Here is a 24,132-nt window from a genome sequence, read left to right on the forward strand (position 1 = left end):
TCCATATGAACGGCCGATAGGAACCGGCCATACGCGCTCCGGCAATCGGACCCGGCGATGAACTCGCCTCGGCCGGAGTGCGCTGGAATCACGGTGCAGTGATCCGCGAAATGATGTGGATCTTGGTCGATAACTGTGGACAACCCGGACCCTGTGAATATCTCCGTCACTCATACCGGTGAGCCCCGCACCGGCGCGTGCGCGATATCCACAGAGCAGCCTGACGATTACCCTGCGTCACCGATCATGGGCATGCCGCGAGCGCGGCCCACGGCGGAGCAATGCCTGCCGTACGGCCGCGTCAAGGAAGGGGAGGAGGGAGAAAACCCATCCGGACATGCGACGACCCCCGCCGGGGGGGAGAGCGGGGGTCGTCCCCACGGCCGACTCGGGGGGGGAGGAGTCGGACCGGGTTAGCACGGTCGCGAACGATCCGTGACTTCCATGGTGTACCCGAGAGCCCTCTCAGGCAAACCCACACGCCCCACCTTACGCCGAATGGTGGGCGCCTATGCTCAGGGACGTGGAAAACCACTCCTTGCCCCGCGCAGCGGCCTTCTTTGACCTGGACAAGACGGTCATTGCGAAGTCCAGCACCCTCACCTTCAGCAAGTCCTTCTACCAAGGCGGGCTGATCAACCGCAGGGCCGCGTTGCGTACCGCATATGCCCAGTTCGTCTTCCTGGCCGGCGGTCTGGACCACGACCAGATGGAGCGCATGCGCGAGTATCTCTCCGCACTGTGCCGCGGCTGGAACGTCCAGCAGGTGCGGGAGATCGTCGCCGAGACCCTGCACGAGCTGATCGACCCGATCATCTACGACGAGGCCGCCTCCCTCATCGAGGAGCACCATGCGGCCGGCCGGGACGTGGTGATCGTGTCCACCTCGGGCGCCGAGGTGGTCGAGCCGATCGGGGAACTGCTGGGCGCGGACCGAGTGGTCGCCACCCGCATGATCGTCGGTGACGACGGCTGTTTCACCGGAGAGGTGGAGTACTACGCCTACGGCCCGACGAAGGCCGAGGCCATCAGGGAGCTGGCCGTATCCGAGGGCTACGACCTCGACCGCTGCTACGCCTACAGCGACTCGGCGACCGACCTGCCGATGCTCCAGGCCGTCGGGCACCCGCACGCCGTGAACCCGGACCGCGCGCTGCGCCGCGAGGCCTTCGCGCGTGGGTGGCCGATTCTGGAGTTCCGCCACCCGGTCCGCCTCAAGAAGCGACTGCCCGCGTTCTCCGTCCCGCCCCGCCCGGCGCTGGTCGCCGCGGCGGCCATAGGGGCGGCAGCGGCCACCGCCGGCTTCGTCTGGTACACGAGCCGGCGCCGTGGCACGGCCTGAACCGGCGCCCGTTTCACCCTGTTTGAACCTGAAAGTAAAGAAGTACAGGCAGGGGTTCCGCTTCCTCCCGGCTCGCGGTACAAAGAACCTAGGCCCGCGAGACCAAAGGACATCCGAGAGGATCCCCTACCACTACGCATTGGCCCCACGGACCCAGCATGAAACCGGGCACCCACGCGACGTCGACCCGTCGATTACGGGCCAGCCGCACCAGGTGACGGGCAAAGATCCCGACCTGATGGGCGACATATCGAGGACGCTTGGTAACCCGGTGATCATGCCGGCGGCGGTACGAGCACCTCGTACCGCCGCAACCCTTGTCAGGACGCCCCGCCGCACCGTCCCGGGCCTGCGCTGTCCGCGGCTCCCCGCCCTCCGGGGTTTCTCGGCCCTCCGGGGTTCCGCGGCCCGGAGCTTGCTCGCCGGGGTGGTCAGGCCGCGCCGCGCTGGAGCGCCTCGCACACCGCCGTCGACTCGCGTACGCCCAGTTCGACCGCCCGGCCACAGTGGGCGATCCAGCCGGCCATGCCCTCGGGGGTGCCGGAGACGTACCCGTCCAGGGCGGCCAGGTAGGAGGCCCGGCCCAGTTCGGCGTGGCCCACCTCGGCCGGGCAGACCGCCTTCGGGTCCAGTCCGCTGCCGATCAGCACGATCCGCTCGGCCGCGCGCGCGACCAGGCCGTTGTGAGAGGTGAAGGGGCGCAGCGCGAGCAGTTCGCCGTGCACCACGGCGGCCGTGACGAGCGCGGGCGCGGATGTGCCGGCGATGATCAGGTCAGCCAGCCCCTCCAGCCGGCCCGAGACCTCCTCGGCGTCCGGCAGCGGCAGCTCGACCAGCGGCTCGTCGACCGGCTCGCCGGCCAGACGCGGCCTGCCGACCTGGTCCTCGCCGCTCGCCGCGGCCACCAGGTGCAGCCGGGCCAGCACCCGCAGGGGCGACTGGCGCCAGATGGACAGCAGCTGCCCCGCCTCCGCGGTGAGCCGCAGGGCCGCGCCCATGACGCGGGCCTCGGCGTCGACACCGAAGTCGGTGCGGCGGCGCACCTCCTCCAGGGCCCAGTCCGCGCCGGACAGCGCCGCCGAGCCACGGGCGCCGCGCAGGGCCGCCTCGGAGGTGATCTCGTTGCTGCGACGTCGCATGATCCGGTGCCCGTAGACCCGGTCCACGGCCTTGCGCACGGACTCAACGGACTCGGCCACACCGGGCAGCGAGCCCAGGGCCGCGAGCGGATCGGCGGTCGCGCCTGTCGTACTCATGAGTACGACACTACGCACCCCGTCGGCCCACCCCACGAAGGAGTGGTCTTCTTCACTGCCGCGTGACACATACAGCTATCGCTCGACTACTCTTGGTGAACATGAAAATTGCTTTCGTCGGGAAGGGCGGCAGCGGCAAGACCACGCTCTCTTCCCTCTTCATCCGCCATCTCGTCGCCTCCGGCGCCCCGGTGGTCGCCATCGACGCGGACATCAACCAGCACCTCGGCCCCGCGCTCGGCCTCGGCGAGGAGGAGGCGGCGGCACTGCCCGCCATGGGCGAACAGCTCTCGCTGATCAAGGACTACCTGCGCGGCACCAACCCGCGCATCGCCTCGGCCGCGACGATGATCAAGACGACCCCGCCCGGCGAGGGCTCGCGACTGGTCGGGGTGCGCGAGCCCAACCCGGTCTACGACGCCTGCGCGCGCCCGGTGGAACTCGACGGCGGCGCCGCCCGTTTGATGGTCACGGGCCCCTTCACGGACGCCGACCTGGGGGTCGCCTGCTACCACTCCAAGACGGGAGCGGTGGAGCTGTTCCTGAACCACCTCGTCGACGGCCCCGACGAGTACGTCGTGGTCGACATGACGGCCGGTTCGGACTCCTTCGCCTCCGGCATGTTCACCCGCTTCGACATGACGTTCCTCGTCGCGGAGCCGACCCGGAAGGGGGTCTCCGTCTACCGCCAGTACAAGGAGTACGCCCGTGACTTCGGCGTCGCCCTCAAGGTCGTCGGCAACAAGACCCAGGACCCGGACGACCTCGACTTCCTGCGCGAGGAGGTCGGGGACGACCTGCTCGTGACGGTCGGGCGCTCGGACTGGGTGCGCGCCATGGAGAAGGGCCGCCCGCCCCGGTTCGCCCTCCTGGAGGAGCCCAACGCCCGCGCCCTGGACCTGCTCAAGGCCACCGTCGACGCCACCTACGAGCAGCGCGACTGGGAGCGCTACACCCGCCAGATGGTGCACTTCCACCTGAAGAACGCCGAGTCCTGGGGCAACGAGCGCACCGGGGCCGACCTGGCGGCGCAGGTCGACCCCCACTTCGTGCTCGGCGAAAGTGTGGCGACTGCGGCCTGACGTCTACGACTCGTCCGCCGGCGCCCCGGGCACACCCTTGGGCGCCGGAGCCGGGTGGCCGGACAGGAAGGACGCCCAGCCCTGCCGTGGGGCCTCGCCCACCTTCAGGGTGCGCAGCTTGGCCAGGGTCCCCGGGTCCTGGGCGTCGAGCCAGTCGGCCAGCTGGTGGAAGGAGACACAGCGCACCTCGGGCTTGGTGCACACCGTCTTGACCACGTCTTCGACGGCGCGCATGTAGGTGCCGCCGTTCCAGGACTCGAAGTGGTTGCCGATGATCAGGGGCGCGCGGTTGCCGTCGTAGGCGCGGTAGAAGCCCTTGACGAGTCCGTCCCGCATCTGGGCACCCCAGTAGTCGAACTTGTCGGGGTCGCCCTGGGTCTTGGTGCCGGACTGGTTGACCATGAAGTTGTAGTCCATGGTCAGCTGCTCATAGGTGTGGCCCGGGAAGGGCACCAACTGCATCGACAGGTCCCACAGGCCCTCCTTCTTCTTGGGCCAGACCTGGTCGTCGACTCCGCTGGAGTCGTAGCGGAAGCCCAGCTGGCGGGCGGCCTTGACGAAGTTCTTCCGGCCTTCCAGGCAGGGGGTGCGGGCGCCGATCAGCTCCTTGTCGTAGTCGAAGGGCAGCGGAGCCGCCCGCTTCATGCCGGTGTTGGTCCGCCAGGACTTCACGAAGTTCTTGGCCTGGGCGATCTCGCTCTTCCACTCCTCCACCGACCAGGTGCCGACCCCGCCGTCGGGCCCGCAGAAGTGACCGTTGAAGTGGGTGCCGATCTCGTTGCCCTCCAGCCAGGCCAGCCGCACCTGCTTGAGGGTGTCGGTGATGCCCTGCTCATCGTTGAAGCCGATGTCGGAGCGACCCGGCGAGTGCTGCGGGGGCTTGTACAGGTCACGCTTCTCCTCCGGCAGCAGGTACACGCCGCTGAGGAAGTACGTCATGGTCGCGTTGTTCTCCTTGGCGACCTTGCGGAAGTGCGAGAACAGCTTCTGGCTGTCCTCGCCCGCGCCGTCCCAGGAGAACACCACGAACTGAGGGGGCTTCTGACCCGGGCTCAGCCGCTCGGGCCGGGGCAGATACGGCTGGGATCCGGTGTAGGCGGTGGAACCGTCGCCGATCAGCCTGAGCACACTGCCCGGCGCCGGCGCCGGCGCCGCCTGCCCCGGGCCGGGCGCCCCTTTCTTGGTGCCGCTGGAGTCGGTCGCGCAACCGGCGAACGACGCCGCACAGGCCGCGGCGACCATGGCGGCGACGGCGATCCTCTGGGTGGCGGCCATGTTCCGCCCACCTTCTTCCTTCTCTCAGGCACCCCCTGACGAGGGCCGTTTTCGAGTGATGTGCCGGGTTCGCACCGGCAGCGCCGCCAAGGTCGCACGGGACCGAGAAGGAGTTAGTACGACAAGCCGATCAAATGCCCACTTCACTCAAGCGGGCGATCTTCCACCCCTTTCGCCCCACAAAACTATGCTTTGGCTTTACTCGGCATTACGGTTCTTTTACCGAGCGTTGATCCATCCCGCCGCTGCACGCCGTGACCCACGGCCGCGACCGAGCCCGCCCATCGCCGCGGCTCCCACCCAGTCCGCGACCGCGCCGCCCCGGAGGAGACGGGAACATGTCCGCCTGCGCACCCCCTCACACCCCGCACCCCCACCCGCCGCACAACCCCGCACCGACCCGCCGCCGCTTCCCCGTCGCGGGCGCCGATCTGTCCGCGGCCGTCGCGGTCTTCCTGATCGCCCTGCCGCTCTCCCTCGGCATCGCCCTGGCCACCGGCGCCCCGCTCCAGGCCGGACTCGTCGCCGCCGCGGTCGGCGGAATCGTCGTCGGGCGGCTGGGCGGCTGCCCCCTCCAGGTCAGCGGTCCCGCCGCCGGACTCACCGTGGTCACCGCCGACCTGATCCACCGTTACGGCTGGCGGGTCACCTGCGGCATCACCGTCCTCGCCGGTCTCGCCCAGCTCGGTCTCGGCTGCCTGCGGGTGGCGCGCGGGGCACTCGCGGTGAGCCCGGCCGTGGTGCACGGCATGCTGGCCGGCATCGGCATCACCATCGCCGTCGCCCAGCTGCACATCGTCCTCGGCGGCAACCCGGACAGCTCCGTCCTCGCCAACCTGCGCGCCCTGCCCGCCCAGTTGGCCGACCTGCACCCGGCCGCCATGTCGATGAGCGTGCTGACCCTGGCCCTGCTGCTGGCCTGGCCCCGCCTGCCCGGCCGCGCCGGCCGGCTGCTGCGCAGGGTGCCGGCCGCCCTCGTCGCCGTCACCGGAGCCGCCGCGACCGCCGCCCTCACCGGCCTGAGCCTCCCCCGGGTCGAGCTGCCGTCCTGGCACAGCCACGCCCTGGCCGGGCTGCCCGAGGGTCCGGCTCTCGGCCTGGTGGCCGCCGTGCTCACCACCACCCTGGTGTGCAGCGTGCAGTCGCTGCTCGGTGCGGTGGCCGTGGACAAGCTGGTCGCCGCCCGCACCGGCCCGCAGTCCCGCATCGGCCGCTCGGACCTGGACCGGGAGCTGCTCGGCCAGGGCGCCGCCAACATCGTCTCCGGCACCCTCGGCGGGCTGCCGATCGCGGGCGTGGCGGTGCGCAGTACCGCGAATGTGAATTCAGGTGCCGTCAGCCGGAACTCCACGATGGTGCACGGCGTTCTCGTAGTAGTCGCCGCGCTGCTGATGGTCCCGGTCCTGGAGGAGATCCCGCTCGCCTCCCTCGCCGCCCTGGTGATGGCCGTCGGCATCCAGATGGTGTCCCTGCACCACATCCGCACGGTGACGCGCCACCGCGAAGTGCCGGTCTACGCCGTGACCACACTCGGCGTGGTGGCCCTCGGCGTCCTCCAGGGCGTGTTCCTCGGGGTCGCCGTGGCGGTCGCCGTCGCCCTGCACCGCCTCGCCCGCACCCGCATCACCCACCACGAGAAGGAAGGAGTCCATCACGTACGCGTCCGAGGTCAGCTGACCTTCCTCGCGGTGCCCCGGCTCAGCCGGACCCTGCATCTCGTACCCCAAGGCGCCCACGCCGTCGTGGAGTTGGACGGCTCGTTCATGGACCACGCGGCGTACGAGTCGTTGCAGGACTGGCGCAGCTCCCACACCGCGCGGGGAGGCACGGCCGAGCTCGCCGGCCGGCGCGACGGAATCCGGACCGCCGAGCGGGCCCCGGCCACCGAGTGCCGGTGCCGCCCCTGGACCCCCTGGCGCAACCACCAGGCATGCTTCGCCGCAGCCCCGGCCGTCCGGGAAGGGCAGGGGGCCGGCCGGGAACTGGCCCGTGGCATCAGCTCGTTCCAGCGGAACACCGCCCCGCTGGTGCGGGAGGAGCTGGCGCGGCTCGCCCGGGAGGGCCAGCGGCCCTCCCAGCTCTTCCTGACCTGCGCCGACTCCCGGCTCGTCACGTCGATGATCACTGCCAGTGGTCCCGGCGACCTGTTCGTCGTCCGCAACGTCGGCAACCTGGTGCCGCCGCCGGGCGAGGAGCACGGCGACGACTCGGTGGCCGCCGCCATCGAGTACGCGGTGGACGTGCTCGGGGTGCGCTCGATCACGGTGTGCGGGCACTCCGGGTGCGGGGCGATGCAGGCACTGCTGACCACGGGGGCCGGCCAGGGGGACGGCACCCCGCTCCAGCGGTGGCTGCGGCACGGGCTGCCGAGCCTGGCGCGAACGGCCGGCGATCCTCCCGGGCGGCCCCGGCTGGCCGGGCGGGAGCCCGCGGACACGGTGGAGCTGCTGTGCCTGACCAACGTGGTCCAGCAGTTGGCGCATCTGAGGGAGCACGGGCCGGTGGCCCGGGCGCTGGCCGAGGGGGCGCTGGAACTGCACGGCATGTATTTCCACGTGGGCGAGGCCCAGGCCTACCTGCTCGCGGGGACGGAGGAGGCAGTGGTGTTCGAGGACGTCGCGGGAGGCATCGGCGGAGGTGAGGAGGCACGCGAAGGGGTGTGGGTCACGAGCCCCGGACAGGTCTAAACCAATTTTTCGGTCGACCCTTGTCATCGGACCCCCGTGTCTGATGAGCTGTGGCCTGGGACACAACGGACACCCTTCGAGAGGGAGATGTCGTGAGCAACGAGAGCCTGGCCAACCTGCTCAAGGAAGAACGCAGGTTCGCGCCCCCCGCCGACCTGGCAGCACACGCCAACGTCACCGCGGAGGCGTATGAACAGGCCAAGGCTGACAGGCTCGGCTTCTGGGCCGAGCAGGCCCGTCGGCTGACCTGGGCCAAGGAACCGACCGAGACGCTGGACTGGTCGAACCCGCCGTTCGCGAAGTGGTTCAAGGACGGCGAGCTGAACGTCGCCTACAACTGCGTGGACCGGCATGTGGAGGCCGGACACGGGGACCGCGTCGCCATCCACTTCGAGGGTGAGCCCGGTGACAGCCGGGCGATCACCTACGCGGAGCTGAAGGACGAGGTCTCCCGGGCCGCCAACGCCCTGCTGGAGCTGGGCGTGCGCAAGGGCGACCGCGTCGCCATCTACATGCCGATGATCCCGGAGACCGCGATCGCGATGCTGGCCTCCGCCCGGATCGGCGCCGCGCACTCGGTCGTCTTCGGCGGCTTCTCGGCGGACGCGCTCGCGACCCGGATCCAGGACGCGGACGCCAAGGTGATCATCACCGCCGACGGCGGCTACCGGCGCGGCAAGCCGTCCGCGCTCAAGCCCGCGGTGGACGAGGCGATCGGCAAGGTGGACAACGTCGAGCACGTGCTCGTGGTCCGCCGCACCGGCCAGGAGGTGGCCTGGACCGAGGGCCGGGACGTGTGGTGGGACGACATCGTCGCCCGCCAGTCGGCCGAGCACACCCCCGAGGCGTTCGAGGCCGAGCACCCGCTGTTCATCCTCTACACCTCCGGCACCACGGGGAAGCCGAAGGGCATCCTGCACACCTCCGGCGGCTACCTCACCCAGACGGCCTACACCCACTGGGCGGTCTTCGACCTCAAGCCGGAGACGGACGTGTACTGGTGCACGGCCGACGTCGGCTGGGTGACCGGGCACTCGTACATCGTGTACGGCCCGCTGGCCAACGGTGCGACGCAGGTGATGTACGAGGGCACGCCGGACACCCCGCACCAGGGCCGGTTCTGGGAGATCGTGCAGAAGTACAAGGTCACGATCCTCTACACGGCGCCGACCGCGATCCGGACGTTCATGAAGTGGGGCGACGACATCCCCGCCAAGTTCGACCTGTCCTCCTTGCGCGTCCTCGGCTCGGTGGGCGAGCCCATCAACCCCGAGGCGTGGATCTGGTACCGCAAGCACATCGGCGCCGACAGGACGCCGGTCGTGGACACCTGGTGGCAGACCGAGACCGGCGCCATGATGATCTCGCCGCTGCCCGGCGTCACCGAGGCCAAGCCCGGCTCCGCGCAGCGTCCGCTGCCCGGCATCAGCGCGACCGTCGTCGACGACGAGGCGAACGAGGTGCCCGACGGCGGCGGTGGCTACCTGGTGCTGACCGAACCGTGGCCGTCGATGCTGCGCACCATCTGGGGCGACGACCAGCGGTTCCTCGACACCTACTGGTCCCGCTTCGAGGGCAGGTACTTCGCCGGTGACGGCGCGAAGAAGGACGAGGACGGGGACATCTGGCTGCTGGGCCGGGTGGACGACGTGATGCTCGTCTCCGGGCACAACATCTCCACCACCGAGGTGGAGTCGGCGCTCGTCTCGCACCCGTCGGTCGCCGAGGCCGCCGTCGTCGGCGCCGCGGACGAGACCACCGGCCAGGCCATCGTCGCGTTCGTCATCCTGCGCGGCACGGCCTCGGAGAACGAGGCGCTCGTCGGGGAGCTGCGCGACCACGTCGGCGCCACGCTCGGCCCGATCGCCAAGCCCAAGCGGATCCTGCCGGTGGCGGAGCTGCCGAAGACCCGCTCCGGCAAGATCATGCGCCGTCTGCTGCGGGACGTCGCCGAGAACCGCCAGCTCGGTGACGTGACCACGCTGACGGACTCCACGGTCATGGACCTCATCCAGGCCAAGCTGCCCGCATCGCCCAGCGAGGACTGAACGGAACGGGAGGACTGAGCGGCACCCCGAGGGGCACCCGGCCGGCGAACGTGCCGGTTCCCCTCGGGCGTCCACGGTGGAGATCGCGGACCCGGGCGTACGGCACGTTAGGTAAAGTAAACAAAGTGCCGTACGGAGCGGCACGCCAGGTGCGCCGGGAAGTCTGGTCGGCATGTGAGTCCCGCCTGCCCCGGAGGTCTCCCGTGACCGCGCACCGCCCCCGCATCCGCACCGCCCCCCGCAAGGTCCTCGGCCGCCTGTCGCTGCCCGAGCGCTCCTTCGTCGCGGACGCGCTGCGCACCGAGACCGTCGGCGGTGTGCTGCTGCTCCTCGCCGCCGTGGCCGCGCTGGTCTGGGCGAACGTCCCCGGCATCCGCCACGGCTACGAGACGGTCAGCGACTTCCACGCCGGCCCCGGAGCCCTCGGCCTGCACCTCTCCGTCGCCCACTGGGCCGCCGACGGCCTGCTCGCCGTGTTCTTCTTCGTCGCCGGCATCGAGCTCAAGCGCGAGCTGGTCGCCGGTGACCTGCGCGACCCCCGGGCGGCCGCGCTGCCCGTGGTGGCGGCGCTGTGCGGGATGGCCGCACCGGCGCTCGTGTACACCCTCACCAACGTCGCCGGGCACGGCTCCACGCAGGGCTGGGCGGTGCCCACCGCCACCGACATCGCCTTCGCGCTCGCCGTCCTCGCGGTCATCGGCACCTCACTGCCCAGCGCCCTGCGCGCCTTCCTGCTCACGCTCGCGGTCGTCGACGACCTCTTCGCCATACTGATCATCGCGGTCTTCTTCACCGACCGGCTGAACTTCGCCGCCCTCGGCGGGGCCGCCGCCGGACTCGCGGTCTTCTGGCTGCTGCTGCGCAAGGGGGTACGCGGCTGGTACGTGTACGTGCCGCTCGGCGTCGTCGTCTGGGCGCTGATGTACAACAGCGGCGTGCACGCCACCATCGCCGGCGTGGCGATGGGCCTGATGCTGCGCTGTACCACCCGGGAGGGTGAGGAGCGCTCGCCGGCCGAGCGCATCGAGCATCTGGTGCGGCCCCTGTCCGCCGGGCTCGCCGTACCGCTGTTCGCGCTGTTCAGCGCCGGTGTGCCGATATCCGGCGGGGCGCTCGGGGACGTGTTCACGAGACCCGAGACGCTCGGCGTGGTGCTCGGCCTGGTCGTGGGCAAGGCGGTCGGCATCTTCGGCGGCACCTGGCTGACGGTCCGCTTCACCCGCGCGCAGCTCAGCGAGGACCTGGCGTGGGCCGACGTCTTCGCGGTGGCGACGCTCGCCGGGATCGGGTTCACGGTCTCGCTGCTCATCGGCGAGCTGGCCTTCGAGGGCGACACGGTCCTGACCGACGAGGTGAAGGCGGCGGTCCTCACCGGGTCGCTGATCGCGACGGCGTGCGCGACGGTGCTGCTGAAGCTGCGCAACGCCAAGTACCGCAGGCTGTGCGAGGAGGAGGAGCGCGACGAGGACCTCGACGGCATCCCGGACGTCTACGAGCAGGACGACCCGGCGTACCACCTCCGGATGGCCGAGATCCACGAGCGCAAGGCCGCCGAACACCGCCGGCTGGCCGCCGAAGCGCGCCACGGGCTTCGGGAAGTGCCGGGCGGGGCAGGCGGGGAGGACGGCCGTCCGGCATGATCTGACGAGACGGTACAAATCAAGACGGTACGCAAGACGGCACTGCAAGACCCAACGGTACGTAAGACCCACGAGAGACCTCTGAGGGAGAACGCGATGAGCGCACCCGACGGCAGCCCGGTCGGCGCCGAACGCAGCATCGGCCAGCTGTTCGCCTCGGCGACGACCGAATTGTCGGCGCTGGTGCACGACGAGATCGCGCTGGCCAAGGCCCAGCTCAAGCAGGACGTGAAGCGCGGCGCGGTCAGCGGCGGCGCCTTCTCGATGGCGGGCGCGGTACTGGTGTTCTCCCTGCCGATGCTCAACTTCGCCCTGGCCTACGGCATTCGCACCTGGAGCCACTGGAACCTGGCGATCTGCTTCGTGCTGTCCTTCGCGGCCAACGTGCTGGTCGCCGGCCTCCTCGCGCTCATCGGCACGGTGTTCGCGAAGAAGGCCAAGAAGAGCCAGGGCCCGCAGAAGGTGGCGGCCTCGATGAAGCAGTCGGCGGGCGTCCTCCAGAACGCCAAGCCGCACCCGCGTCCGGAGCTGCCCGAGGACCGGGCTCCCGCGGCCATCGAGGCTGTGGCACGCTCGTCGTCATGACGGACCCCGCCGCTCCCTCGGCCGTACGGATCGAAGGTCCCTGGAGTCACAGGGACGTCGCCGCGAACGGCGCGCGCTTCCACATCGCCGAGCTCGGCGACGGCCCGCTGGTCCTGCTGCTGCACGGCTTCCCGCAGTTCTGGTGGACGTGGCGGCACCAGCTGACCGCGCTCGCGGACGCGGGCTACCGGGCGGTGGCGATGGACCTGCGGGGCGTCGGCGGCAGCGACCGCACGCCCCGCGGGTACGACCCCGCCAACCTCGCGCTGGACGTCACCGGGGTGATCCGGTCCCTCGGCGAGCCGGACGCCGCGCTGGTCGGCCACGACCTCGGCGGCTACCTGGCGTGGACGGCGGCGGCCATGCGGCCCAAGCTCGTGCGGCGCCTGGCGGTGGCGTCCATGCCGCATCCGCGGCGCTGGCGCGCGGCGATGCTGCGGGACGCCCGGCAGACGGCCGCCAACTCCTACATCTGGGGGTTCCAGCGGCCCTGGATCCCCGAGCGCCAACTGACCGCCGACGGGGGCGCGCTGGCGGGCCGGCTGATCCGGGACTGGTCCGGGCCGCGGCTGCCGCAGGACGCGGCCCTGGAGACGTACCGGCGGGCCATGTGCATCCCGTCCACCGCGCACTGCGCGATCGAGCCGTACCGCTGGCTGGTGCGTTCGCTGGCCCGGCCGGACGGCGTGCAGTTCTACCGCCGGATGAAGCGGCCCGTACGGGTGCCGACGCTGCACCTGCACGGCTCGCTGGACCCGGTGACCCGGACGCGCAGCGCGGCCGGTTCGGGCGAGTACGTCGAAGCGCCGTACCGCTGGCGGCTGTTCGACGGGCTCGGCCACTTCCCGCACGAGGAGGACCCGGCGGCGTTCTCCACCGAACTGATCAACTGGCTCAAGGACCCCGAGCCCGACCGATGAGGCGTCAGGCGCCCGTTCGGTGACCGTGCGGTGAAGGTTCGATGCGTGGAGTATCCGATTTCCTGAACAGTTGTCCCCCGAACGGCCACATGCCTGCCGCATAGGCCAATTGGGGGGCGCACAAGCGGTTATCGACCTTGGGGTGGGGGCACACGTCGGGGTATGGGCTGGACGCACGACTACAGTGACGCACCCCGCAACCGCCGCTCGGCCACGGGTCTGAGCACGCCTCAGCGAGGCACCCCGCAACTCGCGGAAGCGGACCTCCGGGTGGGGATCCCGCGCATCCTGCGCCGCCGGGCCCGCTGGGTCTCGGTGCGCCTGCGTCACCCGCGGGGCTGAACGCGCCGCGTCGTCCTACAGGGCGCAGCTGTCCGTACCCACCTGCTCGTTCGCCGTACGCCCCCGCTCGATGTCGGCCTGGATCTCGTCCGCCGTCAGGGCGTAGCCGGTGTCCGCGTCGTCGAGGGACTTGGCGAACACCACGCCGTACACCTTGCCGTCCGGGGTGAGCAGCGGGCCGCCGGAGTTGCCCTGGCGGACGGTGGCGTAGAGGGAGTAGACGTCGCGGCGGACCGTGCCGCGGTGGTAGATGTCGGGGCCGTTGGCCGTGATGCGCCCGCGCACGCGCGCGGCGCGCACGTCGTACGAGCCGTTCTCCGGGAAGCCCGCGACGATCGCGCCGTCGCCCCAGGCCGCGTCCTGCGAGGTGAACCGCAGGGCGGTCGCCTTCAGGTCCGGTACGTCGAGTACGGCGATGTCGCGCTTCCAGTCGTACAGGACGACCTTCGCGTCGTGCCTGCGGCCCTCTCCGCCTATCTGCACGCGCGGCGCGTCGACCCCGCCGACGACGTGCGCGTTGGTCATCACGCGGCGGTCGGCGAAGACGAACCCGCTGCCCTCAAGGACCTTGCCGCAGCTCTGGGCGGTGCCGGTGACCTTGACGATGGAGCGCTGGGCGTGGAAGGCGACCGGGCTGCTCTCCAGGGCCGGGTCGGGCGGCTGTACGTCCTTGATCGGCTCGTTGGCGAACGGGCTGAAGACCTGCGGGAAGCCGTTCTGCGCGAGCACGGAGGAGAAGTCCGCGAACCAGGTGTCGGCCTGCGCGGGCAGCGCCCGGGAGACCCCGAGGAGGACCTTGGAGCCGCGTACCTCCCTGCCGAGCGTCGGCAGGGTCGTACCGGCCAGGGCGGAACCGATCAGCCAGGCGACCAGGAGCATCGCGACGACGTTGACGAGGGCACCGCCGGTGGCGTCCAGGGCGCGCGCCGGGGACCAGATGATGTGCCGGCGCAGCTTGTTGCCGAGGTGGGTGGTCAGGGCCTGGCCCACGGAGGCGCAGACGATCACGACGACCACGGCGACGACGGCGGCGGTGGTGCCGACCTTGGCCTTGCCGGTCACGGCGTCCCAGAGGACGGGCAGCGCGTACACGGCGACCAGGCCGCCGCCCAGGAACCCGATCACCGACAGGATGCCGACGACGAAGCCCTGGCGGTAGCCCACCACCGCGAACCACACGGCCGCGACCAGCAGCAGGATGTCCAGCACGTTCACGGGATCACCCTGTCATGCGTGCCAGTCGAGCGGGACCTGCTTGCCGCGGTCCCAGGGGCGCTCCCAGCCCGCGAAGTGCAGCAGGCGGTCGATCACCCCGGCCGTGAAACCCCACACCAGGGCCGATTCGACCAGGAATGCCGGGCCGCTGTGGCCACGGGGATGGACGGCCGTGGCGCGGTGGGCGGGGTCCGTGAGATCCGCCACGGGGACGGTGAAGACCCGCGCGGTCTCGTTCGGGTCGACGACGCCGACCGGGCTGGGCTTGCGCCACCAGCCCAGCACGGGGGTGACGACGAAGCCGCTGACCGGGATGTACAGCCTCGGCAGCACGCCGAAGAGCTGCACGCCGGACGGGTCAAGCCCGGTCTCCTCCTCGGCCTCGCGCAGCGCGGCCCGCAGGGGGCCCTCCTCCTGCGGATCGCCGTCCTCCGGATCCAGCGCGCCGCCCGGGAACGACGGCTGTCCGGCGTGGGAGCGCAGCGAGCCCGCGCGCTCCATGAGCAGCAGCTCCGGGCCCCGCTCCCCCTCGCCGAACAGGATCAGTACGGCCGACTGGCGCCCCGAGCCGTTCTCCGGCGGCAGGAACCGGCTCAGCTGGAGCGGCTGGATCGTCTCGGCGGCGCGCACGACGGGCTCCAGCCAGTCCGGCAGCCCTTCCTTGCTGAGCGTCACCGGACCGCCCTGTGTGTCACTTGCCCTCGTCATCGCCACCCCCGTCGCTCTGCACTCTCCAACGCCCGAGGGCCCCGAGATCGTTCCGTCACGCGGCCCCCAGCGGCGGCGCCGGCCTGCCGCCCGCGTCGAGGTAGGCCTGCGGGGGCTTGAGCCGCTGTCCCGGGAAGCCGCCCTTCTCGTACTTCAGCAGCTTCTTCGCCTTCTCCGGGTCGGTCTCGCCCTCGCCGTAGGCCGGGCAGAGCGGGGCGATGGGACAGGCGCCGCAGGCGGGCTTGCGAGCGTGGCAGATACGGCGGCCGTGCCAGATCACGTGATGGGACAGGTCGGTCCAGTCGCTCTTGGGGAAGAGCGCGCCGACGGCAGCCTCGATCTTGTCGGGGTCGGTCTCGTCGGTCCACTGCCAGCGCCGGACCAGCCGCTGGAAGTGGGTGTCCACGGTGATCCCGGGCCGGCCGAAGGCGTTGCCGAGGACGACGAAGGCGGTCTTGCGGCCCACGCCGGGCAGCGTGACCAGCTCCTCCAGCGTGCCGGGCACCTCGCCGCCGAAGTTCTCGACGAGCGCCTTGGAGAGCCCTATGACCGACTTGGTCTTGGCGCGGAAGAAGCCGCAGGGGCGCAGGATCTCCTCGACCTCCTCCGGGTTGGCGACGGCGAGGTCCTCGGGGGTGGGGTGCTTGGCGAAGAGCGCCGGGGTGGTCTGGTTGACCCGCAGGTCGGTGGTCTGGGCCGACAGCACGGTGGCGACCAGCAGCTGGAAGGGGTTCTCGAAGTCCAGTTCCGGGTGGGCGTACGGGTACACCTCGGCCAGCTCGCGGTTGATCCGGCGGGCGCGGCGGACCAGGGCGGTGGGGGACTCGCCGGACGGGGGCGTGACGGCGATCTTCTTGACGGGGGCGGCCTTCCTGGCGGGCTTCTCGACGGACGCGGCCTGCTTCACGACGGCGGCCTTCTTCATGGCCGGGGCCTTCTTGCCGGTCGCGCTCTTCTTCGCGGCGGGGGTCTTCCTGGCCGCAGGCGCCTTCTTCGCGGCAGGGGCCTTCTCGGCGGCAGGCGCCTTCTTCGCGGCCGAAGTCTTCTTCACGGCAACGGCAGCCTTTTTGACCGATTTGCCTGTTTTATTACTTCCACCGGGATCCTGTTCGCCCACAGCGGAATCATGACGCGCAACCACCCGCCCAGCCCCCTTGCCCTGTGCTCTCACCGGCGATTTGGACACCCGGCCAGCCTAAAGCCCGGCACCGACATCCGCGCCGGAGCCCGCTGAGCGGCCCCCGATCGGACCCCTGACGCTTACCCCGGGACACCTGTGCGGCATCCTTGTGACAGATCACACTGTTTGGACCGTCCGGCAAAATGGGGAACACGGACCCCTGGCACATAGGGGAGCAAGATCCCCTGAGCAGGTCGACAAGGAGAGAACTCGTGGACGACGTTCTGCGGCGCAACCCGCTCTTCGCGGCTCTCGACGACGAGCAGGCCGCGGAGCTTCGCGCCTCCATGAGTGAGGTGACCCTCGCACGCGGCGACTCCCTGTTCCACGAGGGCGACCCCGGGGACCGGCTGTACGTCGTCACCGAGGGCAAGGTCAAGCTGCACCGCACCTCCCCGGACGGCCGCGAGAACATGCTCGCCGTCGTCGGCCCCGGCGAGCTGATCGGCGAACTGTCGCTGTTCGACCCGGGCCCCCGCACGGCCACCGCGACCGCGCTGACCGAGGTCAAGCTGCTCGGTCTCGGCCACGGCGACCTCCAGCCCTGGCTCAACGCCCGGCCCGAGGTCGCCGGCGCCCTGCTGCGCGCCGTCGCCCGCCGTCTGCGCAAGACCAACGACGCCATGTCCGACCTGGTCTTCTCGGACGTCCCCGGCCGCGTGGCGCGCGCCCTGCTGGACCTCTCCCGCCGCTTCGGCGTGCAGTCCGAGGAGGGCATCCACGTCGTCCACGACCTCACCCAGGAGGAGCTGGCCCAGCTGGTCGGCGCCTCCCGCGAGACCGTGAACAAGGCGCTGGCGGACTTCGCCCAGCGCGGCTGGCTCCGCCTGGAGGCGCGGGCCGTGATCCTGCTGGACGTGGAGAGGCTGGCGAAGCGGTCGCGCTGACGCGGACCCGGCGGCCGGAAAACCCGGCTGCCCGGGGCGTGGGCGGACGGCACAGTAGGTCCATGACCGTGCTCCCCGCCCCCGGTGGCGTCGACGCCCAGGGCCGCTTCGTCCGCGAAGGTTCCCTCGCGCGCGTGCGGTCCCCCTTCCGCCCCGTCGTGGCCGCCGTCCAGGACCGGCTGCCGGCCGTCTTCGGCACCCGCTTGCACAGCGCCTACCTCTACGGGTCGGTCCCGCGCGGCACCGCGCGCGTGGGGCGCAGCGACCTGGACCTCCTGGTCGCCCTGCGCGAGGAGCCGACCGACGCCGACCGGGACGCCGTACGCGTCCTCGGAGAGGCGGTCGACCGGGAGTTCCCGCAGATCGACGGCGTCGGCACGCCGCTCTACGGCCGGGAGCGGCTGCTGAGCGACCTGGAGCGCCATGACATGGGCTGGTTCGTCGCCTGCCTGTGCACCCCGCTGCTCGGTGACGACCTCGCCGCGCACCTGCCCCGCTACCGCCCCGACTCCCTGCTGGCCCGCGAGACCAACGGCGACCTCGCCCGGTGGCTGCCGCGCTGGCGGGAACGGATCGCCGGGGCGGAGGACACCGAGGAGGCCCGCCGGCCGCTCGTGCGCTTCATGTCCCGGCATCTCGTCCGTACCGCCTTCACGCTCGTCATGCCCCGCTGGCAGGGCTGGACCAGCGATCTGCGCGAGATGGCCGAGGTGTTCGGCGCCTACTACCCGCCGCGGGCCGCGCAGCTGCGTACGGCGGCCGAGTACGGCTGTGAACCGGTCGGCGACCCCGACGTCCTGCGGACGTACGTCGACGACCTGGGCCCCTGGCTCGCGACGGAGTACACGCGCGTGCACGGCGTGAAGGCCCCGCGGCCGGACTAGCCCCTGCCGTTCCCGGCGTCGCCCTAGATCAGCCCGTGCTCGCTGAGGTAGTCCAGCTGGGCCCGGACCGAGAGTTCCGCCGCCGGCCACAGCGAGCGGTCGACGTCGGCGTACACATGGGCGACGACCTGGGCCGGGGTCTGGTAGCCGTTCTCGACCGCGGTCTCCACCTGGGCGAGCCGGTGGGCGCGGTGGGCGAGGTAGAACTCGACGGCGCCCTGGGCGTCGTCGAGGACCGGCCCGTGGCCCGGCAGGACGGTGTGCACGCCGTCGTCCACCGTCAGGGACCGCAGGCGGCGCAGGGAGTCCAGGTAGTCGCCGAGCCGGCCGTCGGGGTGCGCCACGACCGTCGTGCCGCGCCCGAGGACGGTGTCGCCGGTCAGCACCGCCCGGTCGGCCGGGAGGTGGAAGGACAGCGAGTCCGCGGTGTGCCCGGGGGTCGGTACGACCCTCAGCTCCAGGCCGCCGACGGTGACGACGTCTCCGGCGGCCAGCCCCTCGTCGCCCAGCCGCAGGCCCGGATCGAGGGCACGCACGCGCGTGGCGGTCAGTTCGGCGAAGCGGACGGCGCCCTCGGCGTGGTCGGGATGGCCGTGGGTGAGCAGGGTCAGGGCTATGTGCTTGCCGGCCTTCTCGGCCGTGTCCACGACGTTGCGCAGGTGACCGTCGTCCAGCGGCCCGGGGTCGATCACCACGGCCAGGTCGGAGTCGGGCTCGGCGACGATCCAGGTGTTGGTGCCGTCCAGGGTCATCGCGGAGGCGTTGGGCGCCAGCACGTTGACGGCCCGTTCGGTGGCCGGGCCCGAGAGCACTCCGCCCCGGGGCTGGCCCGGCAGGGCTGCTGCGTCGGTCATGCGGGGCCTCCACCGGTCGTCTCAGCGGGCGTCGGAGCGGTCGGGACGTGCTTGGTGAACTCGTCGTGTCCGGGCCAGGAGAGGACGATCTCGCCGTCCTGGAGGCGGGCCCGGGCCAGCACCGGGGTCATGTCGCGCGCGGGAGCGGCGGCCAGCGCCTCGGCGGCGCTGCCGTACGGGAGCAGCTGGCGCAGGGTGGCGACGGTGGGCGGCATCATCAGCAGCTCGCCCTTGTCGTACCCGGCGGCGGCCTCCTCGGGGCGGATCCACACCGTGCGGTCGGCCTCCGTGGAGGCGTTCCGGGTGCGCTGCCCCTCGGGGAGGGCGGCCACGAAGAACCAGGTGTCGTAGCGGCGGGCCTCGAACTCCGGGGTGATCCACCGGGTCCAGGCGCCCAGCAGGTCCGAGCGCAGCACCAGGCCGCGCCGGTCGAGGAACTCGGCGAAGGACAGCTCGCGCGCGACCAGGGCGGCACGGTCGGCTTCCCAGTCGTCGCCGGTGGTGTCGCCGACGACCGAGTCCGGGTCGGGTCCGGCCAGCAGGACGCCGGCCTCCTCGTAGGTCTCCCGCACGGCCGCGCAGACGATCGCCTGGGCGCCCGCCGCGTCGACGCCGAGCCGTTCGGCCCACCACGCGCGCGTGGGGCCCGCCCAGCGGATCTGGCGGTCGTCGTCCCGCGGGTCGACGCCGCCCCCGGGATACGCGTACGCGCCCCCGGCGAAGGCCATGGAGGCGCGTCTGCGCAGCATGTGGACGACCGGCCCGTCCGGGGTGTCCTTCAGGAGCAGCACCGTGGCCGCGCGCCTCGGGGTCACCGGGGTGAGGGTGCCGTCCGCGAGCGCGCGGATGCGGTCGGGCCACTCCGGGGGGTACCACTGACCGTTCGCCATGGCCGGAGGCTATCCCGTGTAGGGCGAATGTTCGAGAGGTACCCGAGGTCAGCGGGCCTGCCGGGGGGCTACCGGTCCAGCTCGACCTGGATCTCCACCTCGACGGGCGCGTCCAGCGGGAGGACCGCGACGCCGACCGCGCTGCGGGCGTGCACGCCCTTCTCGCCGAGCACCTCACCGAGCAGTTCGCTGGCGCCGTTGACGACACCGGGCTGCCCGGTGAAGTCGGCCGCCGAGGCGACGAAGCCGACGACCTTCACCACGCGCGCGATGCGGTCCAGGTCGCCGACGACGGACTTCACGGCGGCGAGCGCGTTCAGCACGCAGGTGCGGGCCAGCTCCTTGGCCTCCTCCGCGGTGACCTCGGCGCCCACCTTGCCGGTGACCGGCAGCTTGCCCTCGACCATCGGCAGCTGGCCGGCGGTGTAGACGTACACCCCCGACCGCACGGCCGGCTGGTACGCGGCCAGCGGCGGTACGACGTCCGGCAGGGTCAGACCCAGTTCGGCCAGCTTGGCCTCGACCGCGCTCACGCGTCCGCCTCCGGCTTCTCCCGCTTCAGGTACGCCACGAGCGACTCCGGGTTGGGACCGGGCACGACCTGGACGAGTTCGTAGCCCTGGTCGCCCCAGCTGTCCAGGATCTGCTTCGTGGCGTGGATCAGCAGCGGCACGGTCTGGTATTCCCACTTCTTGGTCATGGGGGCGACTGTAGCCGCTGCGACCGGAGGGTCCGGCGGCCCACCACGGCCCCCGTTATCCACAGCCTCCCGCGTGAGTGTCGCCCGGACTGGTTAGTCTCGAAGATGTGAGCAGGCTCCAGGTCGTCAGCGGCAAGGGCGGGACCGGAAAGACGACGGTCGCCGCCGCACTCGCGCTGGCCCTCGCGACCGAGGGGAAGCGGACGCTTCTCGTGGAGGTCGAGGGCCGGCAGGGCATCGCGCAGCTCTTCGAGACGGAAGCACTTCCGTACGAGGAGCGGAAGATCGCGGTCGCTCCGGGCGGCGGCGAGGTGTACGCCCTCGCCATCGATCCGGAACTGGCCCTTCTGGACTATCTCCAGATGTTCTACAAGCTCGGCGGCGCGGGCCGGGCGCTGAAGAAGCTGGGCGCGATCGACTTCGCGACCACCATCGCGCCCGGCCTCAGGGACGTCCTGCTGACCGGCAAGGCGTGCGAGGCGGTGCGCCGCAAGGACAGGTCGGGGAGGTTCGCCTACGACTACGTCGTCATGGACGCCCCGCCGACCGGCCGCATCACCCGCTTCCTGAACGTCAACGACGAGGTGGCGGGCCTCGCGAAGATCGGCCCCATACACAATCAGGCACAGGCCGTCATGCGGGTGCTGAAGTCGCCGGAGACGGCCGTGCACCTGGTGACCCTGCTGGAGGAGATGCCGGTCCAGGAGACCGCCGACGGCATCGCGGAGCTGCGCGCGGCGCGGCTGCCGGTGGGCCGGGTCATCGTGAACATGGTCCGGCCGGAGGTGTTGGACGCCACCGATCTGGAACTCGTACGGACCGTGGAGCGTTCATCGGTCGCACAGGCGCTCTCGGCGGCCGGTCTGGGCGGGGCCCGGCGCGGCGGGAACGCCGAGAAGCTGGTGGACCCGCTGCTGGATCAGGCCGCGGAGTACGCCGAGCGGTACGCGCTGGAGCAGGAACAGCGCGCGGTCCTCGGCGAGCTGGACCTGCCGTTGCACGAGCTGCCGCTGCTCGCCGAGGGCATGGACCTCGCGGGCCTGTACGAACTCGCCACCGAGCTGCGGAAGCAGGGGTTGTCATGAGTGCGGACCCGGCCGAGGCGCAGAACGCCGCCCCCCACCAGGACGCGGCACGCCCGCGGCTCTCCCCCGCGCGCGTGCTGGACGTCGATCCGCTGCTCGACGACCCGAAGACGCGGATCGTGGTGTGCTGCGGCGCGGGCGGGGTCGGCAAGACGACGACCGCGGCCGCCCTCGGGCTCCGGGCGGCCGAACGGGGCCGCAAGGTGGTCGTGCTGACCATCGACCCGGCCAAGCGGCTGGCCCAGTCGATGGGCATCGACTCCCTGGACAACGTGCCGCGCAGGGTGAAGGGCACGGAGGGCGACGGCGAGCTGCACGCCATGATGCTCGACATGAAGCGCACCTTCGACGAGGTCGTGGAGGCGCACGCGGACCGGGAGCGGGCCGCCGCGATCCTGGCGAACCCCTTCTACCAGTCGCTCTCGGCGGGCTTCGCGGGCACGCAGGAGTACATGGCGATGGAGAAGCTGGGCCAACTGCGGGCGAAGGACGAGTGGGACCTGATCGTGGTCGACACCCCGCCCTCCCGCTCGGCGCTGGACTTCCTGGACGCGCCCAAGCGGCTCGGCTCCTTCCTGGACGGCCGGCTCATCCGGCTGCTGACCGCCCCCGCCAAGCTGGGCGGCCGCGCGGGGATGGCCTTCCTCAACGTCGGCATGTCGATGATGACCGGCACGCTGGGCAAGCTGCTGGGCGGTCAGCTGCTGAAGGACGTGCAGACGTTCGTGGCCGCGATGGACACCACCTTCGGCGGCTTCCGCACGCGCGCGGACGCCACCTACAAGCTGCTCCAGGCGCCCGGCACGGCGTTCCTGGTGGTGGCGGCGCCGGAGCGGGACGCCCTGCGCGAAGCCGCGTACTTCGTGGAGCGGCTGGCCGCGGAGGACATGCCGCTGATGGGCCTGGTGCTCAACCGGGTCCATGGCAGCGGCGCCGGACGGCTGTCGGCCGAGCGGGCGCTCGCCGCCGCGGAAAATCTTGAGGACCCCCGCATTGTGGATCAGGGGGACGGGAAAGCTGGACTTCGTAACTCTCCCGACACGTACGGCAGTTCAGGAACACTCGCGGCTGAGGCACCGGCACGTCCCGCGACCGAGACCGCGGCACAACCCCCAGCCGAGTCCGCGGCCGAGGCCGAGGCACAACCCGCAGCACAACCCGCAGCCGAGACCGCAGCCACCGCTTCCGCAGAAGGCTCCCCCGCCGACACGGAGCGCTCCGTCGACCGGCTCACCGCGAGACTGCTGAGGCTGCACGCCGACCGCATGCAACTGCTCTCACGCGAGCAGCGCACGCGTGGCCGTTTCACCGCCCGCCACCCCGAGGTGGCGGTGGTCGAGGTACCCGCGCTGCCCGGCGACGTCCATGACCTCGCGGGCCTGCGCGACATCGGTGACCGCCTGGCGGCCGGGCGGCCGGAACACACGTAGGCCGAACGCACGGAGGCGGAACGCACGTAGACCAGAGGGCAGGTGGGCGGGACCGCAGGTACACGGCGGATCACAGGACGTGGCAGACCACAGCTATGGCGGTCGCGCGCCGTCACACGCGCCAGGCTCCGCACACACGCGCACGGAAGAGGCACGCGGGTCCACCCGGGCTGCTGCTGAAGCGGTCCTCCCGGACCACGTGCCCATCGGGCATATACCCATGGGACATGCACCGGTCACCGGACCATGCGCCCGCGAGGTGCTCCAAGAGCGCGCCCTGGGGGTTTGCCCGAACGAGATACCCGAACGGGATGCCCGAGGGGGATGGCCCCAGGTGGATGGCCCCAGGGGATGCCCTCAGCTCACCGCCGCGTAGTTCTCGTACACCTCGTCGTTGTCGAGGGGGACGATTCCCGCGCCCCGCTCGTACTCCGAGCGTGCGGTTTCCAGCAGCCTCCGCCAGGAGGTCACGGTGGGCCGCCGGCGCAGCAGTGCGCGGCGCTCACGCTCCGTCATGCCTCCCCACACGCCGAACTCGACGCGGTTGTCCAGCGCGTCTGCCAGGCACTCCGTGCGTACCGGGCATCCGGTGCACACCGCCTTGGCCCTGTTCTGCGCTGCTCCCTGAACGAACAGTTCATCCGGATCGGTAGTGCGGCAGGCAGCCTGCGCACTCCAGTCGGTTACCCAGCCCATACCGGCGCCGTCCTCTCCCGAATCGAGGCTCCCCCACGGCGGCAGCGGCATATTCACCGCAGCCAGTTGAGGACGTTACGGAAGGTGGGGACAGCGCAACACCCCCTGCGGGCCCAATCTTGAATGGCCCGAACGGACTATGGGTAAGCGGCAGATCACCCGCGGGAGTGAGCTGGCGACATGCGTGACCATCCCGGCAAACCGGGACAGTCGCGATACGTCACACCGGACGTCAGGTGACACATGAGGCGGAATCGGGCTCGGCCTTCTCAGGAAACGGGCCCGTCCCTGGGAAGTTCGGGCTACGTCCGGAACGATTCGGGTGCGCCGGACGTATAGCTAGGTGACCGCTCAGCTGTGACAGTCGAGAGCAGCTTAGGCCAAGGCCTGCGCGCGTGTCCGGCGAATGGGAACGCAGACCCCCCG

At 71.3% G+C, this 24,132-nt stretch carries 22 protein-coding genes; 12 read left to right on the top strand and 10 right to left on the bottom strand.

Going from position 1 to position 24,132, the window contains the following annotated elements:
- The first annotated feature begins 511 nt into the window (after window positions 1–511).
- Window positions 512–1,342, top strand: a complete 831-nt coding sequence (locus tag IE294_RS26470; RefSeq protein WP_189890169.1) for an HAD family hydrolase — start codon at window positions 512–514, stop codon at window positions 1,340–1,342.
- Between the two features lie 431 nt (window positions 1,343–1,773).
- Here IE294_RS26470 and IE294_RS26475 read toward each other — a convergent pair whose 3' ends face one another.
- The gene (locus IE294_RS26475) at window positions 1,774–2,598 is read right to left on the bottom strand and encodes a Fic family protein (RefSeq protein WP_189890171.1); all 825 of its coding nucleotides are present in this window, start codon (window positions 2,596–2,598) and stop codon (window positions 1,774–1,776) included.
- A 101-nt stretch (window positions 2,599–2,699) separates the two neighbouring features.
- Here IE294_RS26475 and IE294_RS26480 point away from each other — a divergent pair, with 101 nt between their 5' ends.
- Entirely contained in the window at window positions 2,700–3,680 is a 981-nt protein-coding gene (locus tag IE294_RS26480) for an ATP-binding protein (protein ID WP_189890173.1), read from the top strand.
- Window positions 3,681–3,683: 3 nt separating this feature from the next.
- Here the strand turns inward: IE294_RS26480 and IE294_RS26485 are convergent, their stop codons facing one another.
- Complete coding sequence (locus IE294_RS26485) at window positions 3,684–4,955, bottom strand: polysaccharide deacetylase family protein (RefSeq protein WP_189890174.1); 1,272 nt, start codon at window positions 4,953–4,955, stop codon at window positions 3,684–3,686.
- Window positions 4,956–5,293: 338 nt separating this feature from the next.
- On the opposite strand from IE294_RS26485, the gene IE294_RS26490 reads away from it, so the two are divergent.
- The 6 genes from IE294_RS26490 to IE294_RS47835 all read left to right on the top strand — a co-directional run bounded on the left by IE294_RS26490 (window position 5,294) and on the right by IE294_RS47835 (window position 13,177).
- Window positions 5,294–7,642 (top strand): SulP family inorganic anion transporter, encoded by a 2,349-nt coding sequence (locus tag IE294_RS26490; protein ID WP_189890176.1) that lies wholly within the window; start codon window positions 5,294–5,296, stop codon window positions 7,640–7,642.
- 92 nt (window positions 7,643–7,734) lie between these two features.
- Window positions 7,735–9,690, top strand: a complete 1,956-nt coding sequence (acs, locus tag IE294_RS26495) for an acetate--CoA ligase (protein ID WP_189890178.1) — start codon at window positions 7,735–7,737, stop codon at window positions 9,688–9,690.
- Between the two features lie 203 nt (window positions 9,691–9,893).
- Window positions 9,894–11,330, top strand: coding sequence for a Na+/H+ antiporter NhaA (gene nhaA / locus IE294_RS26500; RefSeq protein ID WP_189890180.1), 1,437 nt, complete (start codon window positions 9,894–9,896; stop codon window positions 11,328–11,330).
- 96 nt (window positions 11,331–11,426) lie between these two features.
- Window positions 11,427–11,915, top strand: coding sequence for a phage holin family protein (locus IE294_RS26505; RefSeq protein ID WP_014674027.1), 489 nt, complete (start codon window positions 11,427–11,429; stop codon window positions 11,913–11,915).
- The gene (locus IE294_RS26510) at window positions 11,912–12,835 is read left to right on the top strand and encodes an alpha/beta fold hydrolase (RefSeq protein ID WP_189890182.1); all 924 of its coding nucleotides are present in this window, start codon (window positions 11,912–11,914) and stop codon (window positions 12,833–12,835) included. The genes IE294_RS26505 and IE294_RS26510 overlap by 4 nt, the downstream gene beginning before the upstream one ends.
- A 162-nt stretch (window positions 12,836–12,997) precedes the next feature.
- On the top strand, window positions 12,998–13,177 hold the full coding sequence (locus tag IE294_RS47835) for a hypothetical protein (protein ID WP_078629584.1): 180 nt from the start codon (window positions 12,998–13,000) through the stop codon (window positions 13,175–13,177).
- Window positions 13,178–13,192: 15 nt separating this feature from the next.
- On the opposite strand, the gene IE294_RS26515 is transcribed toward IE294_RS47835, so the two are convergent.
- The 3 genes from IE294_RS26515 to nth are packed head-to-tail and all read right to left on the bottom strand — an operon-like array spanning window position 13,193 to window position 16,151.
- Entirely contained in the window at window positions 13,193–14,392 is a 1,200-nt protein-coding gene (locus tag IE294_RS26515) for a MarP family serine protease (protein WP_189890183.1), read from the bottom strand.
- A 12-nt stretch (window positions 14,393–14,404) separates the two neighbouring features.
- Window positions 14,405–15,100 (bottom strand): NUDIX hydrolase, encoded by a 696-nt coding sequence (locus IE294_RS26520; protein ID WP_189816863.1) that lies wholly within the window; start codon window positions 15,098–15,100, stop codon window positions 14,405–14,407.
- 55 nt (window positions 15,101–15,155) lie between these two features.
- Entirely contained in the window at window positions 15,156–16,151 is a 996-nt protein-coding gene (gene nth / locus IE294_RS26525; RefSeq protein ID WP_189890185.1) for an endonuclease III, read from the bottom strand.
- 341 nt (window positions 16,152–16,492) lie between these two features.
- Here nth and IE294_RS26530 point away from each other — a divergent pair, with 341 nt between their 5' ends.
- Both IE294_RS26530 and IE294_RS26535 read left to right on the top strand, forming a co-directional pair.
- Window positions 16,493–17,167 (top strand): Crp/Fnr family transcriptional regulator, encoded by a 675-nt coding sequence (locus tag IE294_RS26530; protein ID WP_014674022.1) that lies wholly within the window; start codon window positions 16,493–16,495, stop codon window positions 17,165–17,167.
- A gap of 62 nt (window positions 17,168–17,229) precedes the next feature.
- On the top strand, window positions 17,230–18,051 hold the full coding sequence (locus tag IE294_RS26535; protein ID WP_189890187.1) for a nucleotidyltransferase domain-containing protein: 822 nt from the start codon (window positions 17,230–17,232) through the stop codon (window positions 18,049–18,051).
- A 23-nt stretch (window positions 18,052–18,074) separates the two neighbouring features.
- On the opposite strand, the gene IE294_RS26540 is transcribed toward IE294_RS26535, so the two are convergent.
- From IE294_RS26540 to sp36, 4 genes are all read right to left on the bottom strand, one after another.
- Complete coding sequence (locus IE294_RS26540) at window positions 18,075–18,905, bottom strand: MBL fold metallo-hydrolase (RefSeq protein WP_189890192.1); 831 nt, start codon at window positions 18,903–18,905, stop codon at window positions 18,075–18,077.
- Complete coding sequence (locus IE294_RS26545; RefSeq protein WP_189890193.1) at window positions 18,902–19,795, bottom strand: NUDIX hydrolase; 894 nt, start codon at window positions 19,793–19,795, stop codon at window positions 18,902–18,904. The genes IE294_RS26540 and IE294_RS26545 overlap by 4 nt, the downstream gene beginning before the upstream one ends.
- A gap of 68 nt (window positions 19,796–19,863) precedes the next feature.
- Window positions 19,864–20,328, bottom strand: a complete 465-nt coding sequence (locus IE294_RS26550) for a RidA family protein (RefSeq protein ID WP_189890195.1) — start codon at window positions 20,326–20,328, stop codon at window positions 19,864–19,866.
- On the bottom strand, window positions 20,325–20,495 hold the full coding sequence (sp36, locus tag IE294_RS26555) for a Sp36 family protein (protein WP_014674017.1): 171 nt from the start codon (window positions 20,493–20,495) through the stop codon (window positions 20,325–20,327). Before sp36 ends, IE294_RS26550 begins: the two co-directional genes overlap by 4 nt.
- Window positions 20,496–20,602: 107 nt before the next feature.
- On the opposite strand from sp36, the gene bagA reads away from it, so the two are divergent.
- Entirely contained in the window at window positions 20,603–21,580 is a 978-nt protein-coding gene (bagA, locus tag IE294_RS26560) for an ATPase BagA (RefSeq protein WP_189890197.1), read from the top strand.
- Entirely contained in the window at window positions 21,577–23,010 is a 1,434-nt protein-coding gene (gene bagB / locus IE294_RS26565) for an ATPase BagB (protein ID WP_189890198.1), read from the top strand. Before bagA ends, bagB begins: the two co-directional genes overlap by 4 nt.
- Window positions 23,011–23,367: 357 nt before the next feature.
- Here the strand turns inward: bagB and wblA are convergent, their stop codons facing one another.
- Window positions 23,368–23,706, bottom strand: coding sequence for a transcriptional regulator WblA (gene wblA / locus IE294_RS26570; protein WP_018547931.1), 339 nt, complete (start codon window positions 23,704–23,706; stop codon window positions 23,368–23,370).
- Window positions 23,707–24,132: the final 426 nt, after the last annotated feature.

The organism is Streptomyces canarius, assembly GCF_014650735.1.
Taxonomy (GTDB): Bacteria; Actinomycetota; Actinomycetes; order Streptomycetales; family Streptomycetaceae; genus Streptomyces; species Streptomyces olivaceoviridis.